The following is a 12,916-nucleotide window of genomic DNA, read 5'->3' as shown; positions in this document are numbered from 1 at the left end:
CTGCGGGATCCGGGGCCGGCTGCCGGCTCAGCGGGAGGGCAGCAGCAGGACGAGGTCGTCGCGATGGACGACCTCGCGGTCGTAGCCCGGGCCGAGGTCGGCGGCCAGCTCGGCGGTGCCGCGGCCGAGCATGCCGGGCAGCTCGTCCGCGTCGAAGGCGACCAGCCCACGGGCGATGGGACGCCCGGCCGGGTCTACCAGCTCGACCGGGTCGCCGGCGGAGAAGTCGCCATCCACCGAGGTCACGCCGGCGGGCAGCAGGGACGCGCTGCGCCCCACCACCGCGGCGACCGCGCCGGCGTCCAGGTGCAGGCGGCCCATCGGCGCGGTCGCGTGCGCGAGCCAGAGCAGCCGGGCGGCTCGGCGCGGGCCGGTCGGGTAGAAGACCGTGCCGACCTCGGCGCCCGTCAGTGCCTCCGCCGCCCTGGCCGTCGACGTGACGATCGTGGTCACCCCGCCGGACGCCGCCATCCGCGCAGCGTCGATCTTCGTCGCCATCCCGCCGGTGCCGACGCCGGCCGCGCCGGCGCCCTTGACCGACAGGCCGTCGAGATCCGCGTCCGAGCGGACCTCGCGCACCAGGTTCGCCGGCCCGAGCCGGGGGTTCGCGTCGTAGACGCCGTCGACGTCGGACAGCAGCACCAGCAGGTCCGCGGACACCAGGTGGGCGACGATGGCCGCGAGCCGGTCGTTGTCGCCGAACCGGATCTCCTGCGTGGCGACCGCGTCGTTCTCGTTGATGATCGGGACGATGCCGAGCTCCAGCAGCCGGTCCAGGGCGGTGCGGGCATTGCGGTAGTGAGCGCGGCGGACCACGTCGGTCGCGGTCAGCAGCACCTGGCCGACCTTGTGGCCAGACTGGCTGAACGCCTCCGCGTACTGGTGCACCAGCGCGCTCTGCCCGACGCTCGCGGCCGCCTGCAGGGTCGCCAGGTCACGCGGCCGGCGGGACAGGCCCAACGGGGCGAGACCGGCCGCGATCGCGCCGGACGACACCAGCACCAGCCGTCCGCCGGCGAGCGGGCGGACAGCCCGGACCAGGGCACCGAGCCGCTCGGCGTCCAGGCCGCCGGCGGCACTCGTCAGCGACGACGACCCGACCTTGACGACGATCCGCTGCGCGTTCTGGACGAACGAACGCACGTCAGTCCTCGTCGTGGGCCGCGGCGGGAGGCACAGTCGTCTCCCGGCCGTCGTCGCCGACCCAGACGACCGTCGGGCCGCCGTCCGCCTCGCCGTCCCGGTCCTCGTCATCCTCGTCGTCGTTGTCGGCCCAGTTCCCGTCGGCCGAGCCCTCGTCGTCGTTCCACACGGCGTCGTCCCAGCCCACGTCGCGCGCGCCGGTCCGGGTGACGACACCGTCCTCGTCGACGAAGACCTCGTCGTCGCCATCCCCCGCCGCCTCGAACGCGGCCTGGGCGTCGTCGTCGACGGCCACGCCGGCCCGGCGGGCCAGCCGCTCGGCGCGGGTCAGCCGGACCGACGTGCGCAGCCGGTCGTCGCTGCCGCGCGGGCCCATCACGGGCTCGGTGGCGCGCCGGTTGCCGCTGCCACCGACGGTGGCCACCCCCGCGGTCTCCGCCTCGGCACGGCCCGTCGCGTACTGGGCCAGCGCACCGCGGCCGGACAGCGTCGGCTCCCAGTCGAAGGTGACGTCACCGATGGTGACCTCGGCGCCCGGCTCGGCGCCGAGCTTCGCGAGCTCCGTCTCGACGCCGAGCCGAGCGAGCCGGTCGGCGAGGAACCCGATCGCCTCGTCGTTGCTGAAGTCGGTCTGGCGCACCCAGCGCAGCGGCTTCGCACCGGTGACGACGTAACCGCCGTCCAGCGCACGGACCGCGAACTCGACCTCGTTCACGGCCTTCGGGCGCAGCACGATCCGCGTCGCCGCCTGGGCCGGCGTGGACCGGCGGTGCTCGGCGACCATTCCGGCGAGGTACAGCGACAGCTGCCGCACGCCCTCCCGGGTGGCCGAGCTGATCGAGAAGACCTCCAGGCCCCGGGCCCGCAGGTCGGCGGTGACCATCTCCGCGAGCTCCCGGGCGTCCGGCACATCGATCTTGTTGAGGACGACGAGGCGCGGCCGGCCGGCGAGACCGGTCGAGTACGCCGCCAGCTCGTGCTCGATGGTGTCGAGGTCGGAGAGCGGGTCCCGGTCCGGTTCGAGGGTCGCGCAGTCGAGAACGTGCACGATCATCGAGCAGCGCTCGATGTGGCGCAGGAACTCCAGCCCCAGGCCGCGGCCCTGGCTCGCACCCGGGATGAGGCCTGGCACGTCGGCGACGGTGTAGGGCGGCAGGTCACCGGCCTGCGCCACGCCGAGGTTCGGAACGAGGGTGGTGAACGGGTAGTCGGCGATCTTCGGCTTGGCCGCGGACAGCACCGACACCAGTGACGACTTGCCGGCGCTCGGGTAGCCGACCAGCGCCACGTCGGCGACCGACTTCAGCTCCAGGACGGCCTCGAGGCTCTCCCCAGGCTCACCCAGCTCAGCGAACCCGGGCGCCTTGCGCCGGGCCGAGGCGAGCGCGGCGTTCCCCCGGCCGCCGCGGCCACCCTGCGCGAGCACGAACGAGCTACCGAACCCGACCAGGTCGACGATCTCCTCGCCGTCCGGCGTGAGCACGACCGTGCCGTCGGGAACCGGGAGGATCAGGTCCTCCCCGTCGGCGCCGCTCTTGTTGGAGCCCTGACCGGGCCGGCCGCCGGTGGCCCGGCGGTGCGGGTGGAAGTGGAAGTCCAGGAGGGTGGTGACGCCCGGGTCGACGACGAGGCGGATGTCGCCCCCTCGGCCGCCGTTCCCACCGTCGGGGCCGCCCAGCGGCTTGAACTTCTCCCGGTGGATGGACGCGCACCCGTGCCCGCCGTCACCGGCGGCGGCGTGCAGAACCACCCGGTCGACGAACGTCGGCACTGCCTGGCCTCTCCTGGTCTGCCGGCCCTATGGCCGGTATTGCGGATCTCGTCCGCCGTGCGCGCGGGATCGCGGACATGGCTGAAGCCGCGCCGGGCAATGGTCCCGTGCCCAGCGCGGCTTCGACGATCTACTCTGCTGTCCCGTGACGGTCGACAGGTCCTGGGGAGCGACCCTCGGGCCGTCATAGTCGCGGCGGATCCTGGTAGCTGACCCGAGAACCGCCGACGACGCTCGCGTGGATTCCTCAGGGGCCCGCGCGGGACCAACGGCGGCAGCTAGGCCGCGGGCTCCAGCGCGAGCACGTTGATCACCCGGCGGCCACCGCGGGTGCCGAACTGGACGTGGCCCTCGGCCAGGGCGAACAGCGTGTCGTCCTTGCCGCGCCCGACCAGCGCGCCCGGGTGGAAGTGGGTGCCGCGCTGACGGACGAGGATCTCGCCCGCCTTCACATACTGGCCACCGAACCGCTTCACGCCCAGTCGCTGGGCGTTGGAGTCACGACCGTTGCGCGAGGAGCTCGCGCCCTTCTTGTGCGCCATCCGCTCAGGCCTTCTTGGTCTCGATGCCGGTGACCTTCAGCCGGGTCAGCTTCTGACGGTGACCCTGCCGCTTGTGGTAGCCGGTCTTGTTCTTGAACTTGTGGATCCGGATCTTCGGACCCTTCACGACGCCGACGACCTCGGCGGTGACCTCGGCGGCCTCAAGGGCACCCTTGTCCGTGGTCACCGACTCGCCGTCGATGAGAAGCACCGGCACCAGGTTCACGGCCGCACCCGGCGCACCCGGCAGAAGCTCGACATCGACCACATCGCCGACGGCGACCCTGTGCTGCTTGCCACCGCTGGCAACGACCGCGTACACCAGTTCTCCCTGCTCCTGTGGCCCGCGCGCCACGTCATCCGACGCCGCGCGAGCTGATCTCCTCAAGGCGCCCCACAAGCCGTGCGCGCCGGCCTCGCCCCAGAACACGAGCGGCCGACCGTCAACGCCAACCGCCGTCTGGGTCAACCCTCTTGTGTTGCCGTGCCGTGTTGGGGGCGGGCACGCGCCCGTCCGGAGTGGGCGCCAAACCTACCCCGTGTCGCTCTACCTTACAGGTCCCTGGACCGTTGGTGCGCACCGCCACTGCCTCGATCGACTCCCGCCGCAGGCGGCTCGCTTCGGCAGGCCGCATCGCCCCGATGACGGAATTCGACACCCCACCGAAGCCGACGACTCCCCTGGTTACTTTGCGTCGATAGCCAGTTCAGATGGGTACATCGCCGGGCCCAGCTGGGTGACTCCCAGCCTAGCTGCGGATCACAACCGGGTGATCCAGATGTGTCATGGCGACGGCCCACTCGCCAGGGAACCATGGACACTGCGACGGAAGTGTCCGACGGGGCGGGGAGGACGGACATGAGCGGCCGAGTCGGCAGGGCGGCAGCGCGATGACCGAGGCGGCCTGGGAGACGGCGGCCTGGGTGGCCGGCACGGTCGCGTTGGTCGCGCTCCTGGCGGTCCCGCTGGCCTGCTGGCTCATGCTGCACGGCCCGGTGATCGCGGCCCGGCTCTCGGCCGCGATCACGGCGGCCAGGCAGGGTGACGCGGCCGCCCACCTCGGCGACCAGGACGACCTGGTGCAGACGCTCGTCGTCGCGACCTACGCGCTCCAGCTCGGCGACCAGGACCGGGCCAAGGCCGCGGTGGACGGCGCGCTGCACCAGTCCCGCGCGATCCTCGACCGCATGCTGGCCGAGGCCGGCCACGATGCCCGCTCCCGCCACGATGCTCTGTCCCGCCGCGATGCTCTGTCCCGCCGCGACGCCGCCGCGCGCCCGGCTCCCAGGGCCGAGACCGCGGACCCGGCGGCCGGACCCACCACACCGGCCGGCCGGCATCCACAACTGGGCCGGCGTGGGCCCCTGCGCCGCGAACGCCCGGCGGCCGCACTGGCGGCGCGGGTCCGGCGCCACGTCGCCTAACAGCAGGCCGGCGGACGCCAAGCCGCCGGAGACCCGGTTGTCGGGACACCCAGGCGTCGCCTGGCGCCACGCTGTCTGAGAAGGCTGCCCGACCCGGAAGGCCAGGCCCGGGACCAGCCTGATCTGGCTGGCCCGGGCCCGGCCCAAGGCATCGGTACTCCGGCGGCCGCGGGTAGCCGCTACTCGGCGGAGGCGCTCGCCTCGACCGACTCAGCCGGCTTCGCGGCCGGGCGGGAGGCCCGGCGCGGCCGGCGGCCACGGCCACCGCCCGGCTCCGAACCCACCGCGGCACTGTCCGGGTCGGCGGAGTTCGCGAACACCGTCGGCCCAGCCTCCTCGGCGCTCGCGCCGTTCCCGGCTCCGTTGTGGTGGCTGTCCGCCGCCGACCCGTTGCCGACCGGCCAACCGACACCACCGGGCTCACCGGCCCGCGCCCCGAGCTGCCCGGCCCCGGCGAGCCCGCCAGGCCAGCCAGTGGCATGGGCGTCGGGCGCCGCGGCCTGGCCAGCTGGCGCCAACGCGCCGTCCGGCCCGGTCACGTCCACGCTGCTGATCTCGGGAACGGCGATCACGGCGCTCGCGGCCCGGCGGGCCCGGCGGGTCCGCCGGCCCTCTCGGGCCGTCCCGGCCTCGCCGGTCTCCGTAGTGGCGCGCCCACCGTCGCGGTCGCCCGTGCTCTCGTCATCGGAGGCGGGCCGCTCGTCGAGACCGTCGGGCTCGCCGACGACCGGCTCGTCCAGCTCCGCCGTCGACGCCAGGGCCGACCCGCGCCGGCCGGCGCGCCGCGGCGGCGGTGCCGGAATCGGCGGCACCGGCGGCTGGGCATGGTGGCCGTCCAGGTGGATGAGCACCCCGCGCCCGTTGCAGTGCGCGCATGGCTCGCTGTAGGCCTCCAGCAGGCCCTGGCCGACCCGCTTGCGGGTCATCTGGACGAGCCCGAGGCTGGTGACCTCGGCGACCTGGTGGCGGGTCCGGTCCCGGCCGAGGCACTCGGTGAGCCGGCGCAGCACCAGCTCCCGGTTGCTCTCCAGGACCATGTCGATGAAGTCGATGACGATGATGCCGCCGATGTCGCGCAGCCTCAGCTGACGGACGATCTCCTCGGCCGCCTCGAGGTTGTTCTTGGTGACGGTCTCCTCGAGGTTGCCGCCCTTGCCGGTGAACTTGCCGGTGTTGACGTCGACGACTGTCATCGCCTCGGTCCGGTCGATCACCAGCGAGCCGCCCGAGGGCAGCCACACCTTGCGGTCCAGCGCCTTCGCGAGCTGCTCGTCGACGCGGTACTCGGTGAACAGGTCGGTCGTACCGACGTGCCGGCGGACCCGGTCGCGCAGGTCCGGAGCGACCAGGTCGACGTAGCCCTCGATCGTCTCGGCCTCGCCCGAGCCCTGCACGAGCAGCTCGGTGAAGTCCTCGTTGAAGATGTCCCGGATCACCCGGACGACGAGGTCCGGCTCGCCGTAGAGCAGCGCCGGCGCGGACGCCTTCTGCGCCTTGCGGGAGATGTCCTCCCACTGGGCGGCGAGGCGTTCGATGTCGCGCTCGAGCTCCTGCTCGCTCGCACCCTCGGCCGCGGTCCGCACGATCACCCCGCCGTCCTCAGGGGTGATCTTCTTCAGGATGCTCTTGAGCCGGGCGCGCTCGACGTCCGGCAGCTTGCGGCTGATCCCGGCGTTCTGGCCGTCCGGCACGTAGACCAGGTAACGGCCTGGCAGGCTGATCTGGCTGGTCAGCCGCGCGCCCTTGTGCCCGATCGGGTCCTTGGAGACCTGGACGAGCACCGACTGGCCCGGCTTGAGCACCTGCTCGATCTTGCGAGGCCTGCCCTCCAGGCCGGACGCGTCGTAGTTGACCTCGCCGGCGTAGAGGACCGCGTTGCGGCCCTTGCCGATGTCGACGAACGCCGCCTCCATGCTGGCCAGCACGTTCTGGACCCGGCCGAGGTAGACGTTGCCCGCGTAGGACGCGGAGCTGGCCCGGGTGACGAAGTGCTCGACGAGGACGCCGTCCTCCAGCACCGCGATCTGGGTGCGGTCACCGGCGTGGCGGACCAGCATCCGGCGCTCGACCGACTCGCGGCGGGCCAGGAACTCAGCCTCGGTGACGATCGGCGGGCGCCGCCGGCCGCTGTCACGGCCCTCCCTGCGGCGCTGCCGCTTGGCCTCCAGCCGGGTGGAGCCGCTGACCCCACGGACCAGGTCGTCGTCGCGACGGGTCTCGCGGACGTGCACGACGGTGTTCGGCGGGTCGTCCGGCGCACCGGTGGCATCCTCGCCCGTCGTGGCGCGGCGGCGGCGGCGACGGCGACGGCGGGAACCGGCGCGGTCGTCCTCTTCCTCGTCCTCGTCCTCCGCGTCGAGCGCGAGCTGCTCGTCGCCCTCTTCGTCGGCCTGCTCAGCCTCGTCGGTGTCGGCAGAGGCGGCCTCGGGGGTGTCCGCGGTCTCCGCGCCGTCGAGCTCGTCCTCCCCGCGGGCCCGCCCGCGGCCACGCCGGCCGCGGCGGCGGCGCCTGGTGCCAGCCAGGTCCGCGTCGTCCAGCGACGCGTCCGCGCCAGCGGCGGCCTCGGTCTCCTCGACGTCGGCGGTCTCCTCCTCCACCGGGGCGGCGGAGGTCGGCTCCTCGGTCTCCTCGGCCTCGGCCTCGCGCGCCGGCCGGCCGGGACGCCGCTCGGCCTCGCGGTCGCGCCCACGCGGGGCGGCCGGCTCGCGGGCAGCCAGGTCGGGGGCCTGGAAGGTCACGGCCGTGATCGGCCGACGGGTCACCCGGGGGACAGCCGGCTCGGCGTCGAACCCGGTCAGGAACGGCTGAGCCTGGGCGCTCCACTGCGGCGCCGCGGACCGCGAACGCCTAATGGACGCCGCCGCGGCGGGCTCGGCGGCTGGTTCGTCCGCCTGTGCCGCCGGCTCGGCGGAGCCCGCGTCCTCGTCGGCCTCGGCTGGCTCGGCCACGGGGACCGGCTCGGCGGCGCGGGCTCGGCGGCGCCGCGTCCTCGGGGCAGCGGACGGCTCGGCCTCGGCCGGCGGCGCGCTCTCGACGTCGGCTGGCGCCGCGGCTGCCTCGGCGGTCGTCTCGGTCGGCACGCCGTCCGAGGTCGCAGTCTCCGCGGTGTCCTGGGGCTCTGAGGCCGCCGGAGTCTCGGGAGTCTCCGGGGGGGCCGAGGAGCCGCGGCGGGCGGCGCGGGCACGCCGTCGGGCGGGCGGCGCAGCCGGCTCGGCTGGCTCGCTAGCCACGTCGGTCGCGCCCGGTTGCGGGGCGGCTGGCAGGTCGGCGCCGTCAACCGGCACGGCGGTGGCCTCGGCTGGCTCCAGCGGGACAACCGGGGTGAGGACCGCACGCACGGCGCGACGGGCGCGGGGCCTGCGCTCCGGCTCGGCGGCCGGGGCGCTCGCGGCAGGCGCGACCGCCGCCGGCTGATCGGCTCCGGTCTCGGCCGGCTCAGCGGGCTGGTCCAGCTCGTCCTCGCCGATCGCGTCCTCGGCGGGCGAGGTCTCGTCGGACCCGTCCTGCGAGGATGTGATCTCGGTGGCCGTGATCTCGGTGGACGCCGGGTCCGGCGCCGCCGAGGCGACCGCCTGATCCTCGTCCGCCTCATCGGTCACAGCTGGGACGGCCATGATCGCGACGTCAGGGGACAGCTGGGCCGGCGGGCCGGCCGGCCGGCCCGCCGCGCGGCGGCGCCGGGGCGTCGCCGCGGATTCCTCCGCCGCTGCCGCTGTCTGGTTGTCGTCGCCGGGAGTCAAAATGTCGTCGGGCACGGGATATAAAGCCTCCGGGCTCCCGGGCGCGCCGCCAGTTGGCAGTCGCGACCGCACAGAAGCCGCTGTCTCGTCCGGCGGGTGAGCCCGCCGTAATCCTGCGACGCCCTGCATCAAGCCGTGAGTCGACGCGACAACCGGCCCTGATCGCTGTAGTCCGCGCCCCCTTCGGGGGGCCCAGAGGTTCGCTTACCCCCAGGCAGACATCACGGCCCGCCGAGGCTGACCGGAGGTCAGCTTTCAGCAAGGGCCGCCAGCAGCGGGTCGGCCAGCGTTCCGTCCGCCCGGATCAGTCCCTGCTCGAGCCTGGTTGGCTCCGGCGGAACCGGAAACGTCAGCGGTGGAACGGCGACCACGCCGAGGGCGGTCAACACGTCGTCTGGTCGTACAGCGGGCGTCGTGTGCCGCACAACCATCTCCAGTATCGCACAGTCGTGGCTGTCCGCACGGCAAACGGCGCAGATCACCGCCCCCCGCACGTCGATGGTCCGGCGGCCGTCCTTGGTGGTGCGCTCGACCTCGAGCCGCTCCCGGGCCAGCAGCGCCGTCACGGCGGCCGCGAGATCGGCCAGGGGCAGGCCCGGAAAGCGGATCCGCCACCGAGACGCCTCGATCCGGCTGGCGAGCGCCCCACCTGCGGCGACGGCGCAGGCCGTGACGTCCAGACCAGGCGGCAGCGCCGCGTCCAGGGCGACCCGCAGCGCCTCCAGGTCGACGTCCGTGGTCAGCGCCAGCTCAACGTACTCGGCCTCGCTGGCGATCCCGGTCTGGGTGCCACCGCACCACGACACCTTTGGGTGTGGGTTGAAGCCGGCCGAGTAGGCCATCGGCACCCGGGCCCGGCGCAGACCCCGCTCGAAGGTCCTGGCGATGTCCAGCTGGGAGAGGAACCGCGCCCGGCCACGCTTGGTGAACCGCAGGCGCAGCCGGACCACCGCGGGAGGCGGCGGTGGGCCGTCAGGACGCCGAGCCGGCACTGGCCTCGACCTTCCGTTCCGGCAGCGGCGCGACCGGGGAGATCGGCAGCAGCTTGCGGCGGGTCGGACCGATCTCGATCTGGGAGCCCATCGTTGGGCAGACCCCGCAGTCGTAGCAAGGGGTCCACCGGCAGTCGTCGAGCTCGGAGGCGCGCAGCGCGTCCTGCCAGTCCGACCAGAGCCAGTCGCGGTCCAGCCCGGCGTCGAGATGGTCCCACGGGAGCACCTCGCGCTCCGGGCGCTCCCGGGTGGTGTACCAGTCCAGCGAGACGCCGAGCGGCTCCAGCTCGGCCTCGGCGGCCCGCGCCCAGCGCTCGAACGAGAAGTGCTCGCTCCAGCCGTCGAACCGGCCGCCCTCGCGCCAGACCCGTTCGATCACCCGGCCGACCCGCCGGTCACCGCGGGCAAGCAGGCCCTCGATGATGCCCGGCCGCCCGTCGTGGTAGCGGAACCCGACGGCCCGGGCGATCTCCCGGTCGGCCCGGACCGTGTCGCGCAGCAGCTTCAGCCGATGGTCGGTGACCTCCCAGGAGGCCTGCCCGGCCCACTGGAACGGGGTGTGCGGCTTGGGCACGAAGCCGCCGATCGACACCGTCGCGCGGATGTCGCGCTGGCCGCTGGCCTTGCGGCCGGCGCGGATCACCTCCCGGGCGAGCTCCGCGATGCCGAGGATGTCCTCGTCGGTCTCCGTCGGCAGCCCGCACATGAAGTAGAGCTTCACCTGCCGCCAGCCCTGCGCGTACGCGGTGCTGACGGTGCGGATCAGGTCCTCCTCGCTGACCATCTTGTTGATGACCTTGCGAAGACGCTCCGAGCCGCCCTCTGGCGCGAACGTGAGCCCACTGCGACGGCCGTTGCGGGAGAACTCGTTGGCCAGGGTGACGTTGAAGGCGTCCACCCGGGTGGACGGCAGCGACAGCGAGGTCTGGGTCCCCTCATAGCGGTCGCCGAGCTGCTTGGCGATCTCGCCGATCTCGCTGTGGTCGGCGCTGGACAGCGAGAGCAGGCCGACCTCGGAGAAGCCCGTCGCTGTCAGCCCGTTGTCGATCATCGCGCCGATGGTCTCGATCGAGCGCTCCCGCACCGGCCGAGTGATCATCCCGGCCTGGCAGAACCGGCAGCCCCGGGTGCAGCCCCGGAAGATCTCGACGCTCATCCGCTCATGCACGGTCTCCGCGAGCGGCACCAGCGGGGCCTTCGGGTACGGCCACGAGTCCAGGTCACCGAGCGTGTGCTTGGCCGGCCGGGCGGGCACGTCGCCCCGGTTCGGCGTGACGGCGGCGACCGCCCCGTCGGAGCCGTAGCTGACCTCGAAGAACGCCGGGACGTAGACCAGCCGGCGCCGGGCCAGCCGGGCCAGCAGCTCGGTGCGCCCGCCCGGCGCTCCGGCCGCCTTGAACGCGCGGACGACGTCGGTGATGTCCAGGGCGGCCTGCTCCCCGTCGCCGAGCACGGCCGCGTCGAGGAAGTCGGAGATCGGCTCGGGGTTGAAGGCGGCATGCCCGCCGGCGATCACCAACGGGTGCGCGTCGGTCCGCTCGGCGGCCAGCAGGGGGATACCGGCCAGGTCGAGGGCCGTCAGCAGGTTGGTATAGCCGAGCTCGGTGCTGAAGCTGACGCCGAGGATGTCGAACTCACCGACCGGGCGGTGCGCGTCCACGGTGAACTGCGGGACCGCGTGCTCGCGCAGCAACGCCTCCAGATCGGGCAGCACGGCGTAGGTCCGCTCGGCCAGCACGTCCGGCTGCTCGTTGAGGATCTCGTAGAGGATCTGGATGCCCTGGTTGGGCAGGCCGACCTCGTAGGCGTCCGGGTACATCAGCGCCCAGCGGACGGTGGCCGACTCCCAGGCCTTGACCGTGGAGTTCCCTTCGCCACCGACGTACTGCACGGGCTTGCGCACCCTGGGCAGCAGCGGCTCCAGACGCGGGAACAGCGACTGTCCAGACATGGGACCAGCTTAGCCGGGCCGCCGGCACCCCACGATCGCCGCGCTCACAGGGCATAGGGGTCGGTACGGGAGCGAAGCCGCACGTTCTGCAGCAGACCCATGGCCAACATCTGGGCGAACATCGACGAACCGCCGTAGGAGACGAACGGCAGCGGCAGGCCGGTCACGGGCATGATCCCCAATGTCATCCCGATGTTGATGAAGGTCTGGAAGGAGAACCAGCACACGACCCCGGTGCCGATCAGGGCGCCGAACGTGTCGTCGGAGTCCCGGGCGATCGACAGCGCCCGCCACAGCACCACGCCCAGTGCGAGCAGCAGCCCGCCGGCCCCGACGAAGCCGAGCTCCTCGCCGGCGACCGTGAAGACGAAGTCGGTCTGCTGCTCGGGGACGAACTGGCCCTGGGTCTGCTGCCCATGGAACAGGCCGCGGCCGAAGAAGCCGCCGTTGGCGATCGCGGTCTTGGCCTGGTCCACGTTGTAGCCGGTGGTCGAGCTCGTCGCCGCGGTGGCCGAGACGAACGACGTGAGGCGTGCCTCCTGGTACGGCTTGAGCAGGTGGAAGCCGATGATCGCCGCGCCGAGCAGCACCCCGCCGACGAACAGGCCCAGCACCCAGCGGCGGGGGGCACCGGCGACGGCGAGCATCCCGAGGATCACGAAGACCAGCACCATCACGGTGCCGAAGTCGGGCTGGAGCATGATCAGGCCGACCGGTACCAGCGCGAGGCCGAGCACGACGATGACGTCGACGTCGCCCGGGCGGGCGGCGCGCACCCCGTCCCGGCTGTCGCGCTTCTCGCCGAGGATCATCGCGATGCCGACGATCAGCGCGACCTTGGCGAACTCGGACGGCTGGAGCTCGAACCCGCCGGGCAGCACGATCCAGGAGTGCGCGCCGTTGATCGTGCTGCCGACGACGAGCACGGCGACCAGCCCGACGAGTGACCCCAGGTAGACGAACGGCGCGTAGGCCCGCAGCAGCCGGTAGTCGAGCAGCATCGCCCCGGTGGCGAGCACCAGGCCGATCGCGAGGTTCAGCAGGTCACGCTTGAGGAACGACCTCGGGTCGCCGCCGGCCACGGTGAGCCGCTCGCTGGTCGCCGACCAGACCAGCAGCGAACCGATGACCGCGAGCACCAGCACGGCGGCCACGAGCAGCCAGTCCAGCCGGCGCACCGGCGAATGCCGGCCGGACGCGCGGTCGCGCAGCTGGCCGATCTTGCCCCGGAGCGCGACCGGGGACGACCGCAGCGCCGTCGATCCCAGCTCGTCCACGGCCGTTCCTCCGTTCCGCCCGAGCGAACCATCCAAACCGGTGTGACGCACTCGGCTCCCCTGCCCGGCAGCCGC

The 12,916-nt window shown here is 73.4% G+C and carries 9 protein-coding genes; 1 reads left to right on the top strand and 8 read right to left on the bottom strand.

Translation table 11 applies throughout. From position 1 onward, the window contains the following. Positions 1-27 precede the first annotated feature (27 nt). The 4 genes from proB to rplU form a co-directional block, all read right to left on the bottom strand. Positions 28-1,143: a glutamate 5-kinase gene (gene proB, locus FRADC12_RS22330; RefSeq protein ID WP_045878102.1), complete on the bottom strand. Its 1,116-nt coding sequence runs from the start codon at positions 1,141-1,143 to the stop codon at positions 28-30. A 1-nt stretch (position 1,144) separates the two neighbouring features. Continuing rightward, positions 1,145-2,914 (bottom strand): GTPase ObgE, encoded by a 1,770-nt coding sequence (gene obgE / locus FRADC12_RS22325; protein ID WP_084011108.1) that lies wholly within the window; start codon positions 2,912-2,914, stop codon positions 1,145-1,147. 278 nt (positions 2,915-3,192) lie between these two features. Beyond that, entirely contained in the window at positions 3,193-3,456 is a 264-nt protein-coding gene (rpmA, locus tag FRADC12_RS22320; RefSeq protein WP_013423136.1) for a 50S ribosomal protein L27, read from the bottom strand. Between the two features lie 4 nt (positions 3,457-3,460). After that, positions 3,461-3,778 (bottom strand): 50S ribosomal protein L21, encoded by a 318-nt coding sequence (gene rplU / locus FRADC12_RS22315; protein ID WP_045880039.1) that lies wholly within the window; start codon positions 3,776-3,778, stop codon positions 3,461-3,463. A 569-nt stretch (positions 3,779-4,347) separates the two neighbouring features. On the opposite strand from rplU, the gene FRADC12_RS22310 reads away from it, so the two are divergent. Beyond that, positions 4,348-4,881 (top strand): hypothetical protein, encoded by a 534-nt coding sequence (locus FRADC12_RS22310; RefSeq protein WP_045878101.1) that lies wholly within the window; start codon positions 4,348-4,350, stop codon positions 4,879-4,881. A 179-nt stretch (positions 4,882-5,060) separates the two neighbouring features. Here FRADC12_RS22310 and FRADC12_RS22305 read toward each other — a convergent pair whose 3' ends face one another. The 4 genes from FRADC12_RS22305 to rodA all read right to left on the bottom strand — a co-directional run bounded on the left by FRADC12_RS22305 (position 5,061) and on the right by rodA (position 12,841). Beyond that, positions 5,061-8,636 carry an Rne/Rng family ribonuclease gene (locus tag FRADC12_RS22305; protein WP_052711089.1) on the bottom strand — a complete coding sequence of 1,192 codons (3,576 nt, stop codon included), beginning with the start codon at positions 8,634-8,636 and terminating at the stop codon, positions 5,061-5,063. A gap of 233 nt (positions 8,637-8,869) precedes the next feature. Next, positions 8,870-9,613 (bottom strand): TIGR03936 family radical SAM-associated protein, encoded by a 744-nt coding sequence (locus FRADC12_RS22300; protein ID WP_045878100.1) that lies wholly within the window; start codon positions 9,611-9,613, stop codon positions 8,870-8,872. Further along, positions 9,594-11,564, bottom strand: a complete 1,971-nt coding sequence (locus FRADC12_RS22295; RefSeq protein WP_045878099.1) for a TIGR03960 family B12-binding radical SAM protein — start codon at positions 11,562-11,564, stop codon at positions 9,594-9,596. Before FRADC12_RS22295 ends, FRADC12_RS22300 begins: the two co-directional genes overlap by 20 nt. A gap of 44 nt (positions 11,565-11,608) precedes the next feature. After that, complete coding sequence (gene rodA / locus FRADC12_RS22290; protein ID WP_045878098.1) at positions 11,609-12,841, bottom strand: rod shape-determining protein RodA; 1,233 nt, start codon at positions 12,839-12,841, stop codon at positions 11,609-11,611. Between the last annotated feature and the right edge of the window lie 75 nt (positions 12,842-12,916).

The organism is Pseudofrankia sp. DC12 (genome assembly GCF_000966285.1).
In the GTDB taxonomy this organism is placed as follows: domain Bacteria; phylum Actinomycetota; class Actinomycetes; order Frankiales; family Frankiaceae; genus Pseudofrankia.
This window is presented reverse-complemented; position numbering and strand designations above follow the sequence as displayed.

Coding starts and splice junctions, on each gene's coding strand:
- rpmA (WP_013423136.1), bottom strand. CDS start 3,456: ATGGCGCACAAGAAGGGCGCGAGCTCCTCGCGCAACGGTCGTGACTCC.
- FRADC12_RS22295 (WP_045878099.1), bottom strand. CDS start 11,564: ATGTCTGGACAGTCGCTGTTCCCGCGTCTGGAGCCGCTGCTGCCCAGG.
- FRADC12_RS22310 (WP_045878101.1), top strand. CDS start 4,348: ATGACCGAGGCGGCCTGGGAGACGGCGGCCTGGGTGGCCGGCACGGTC.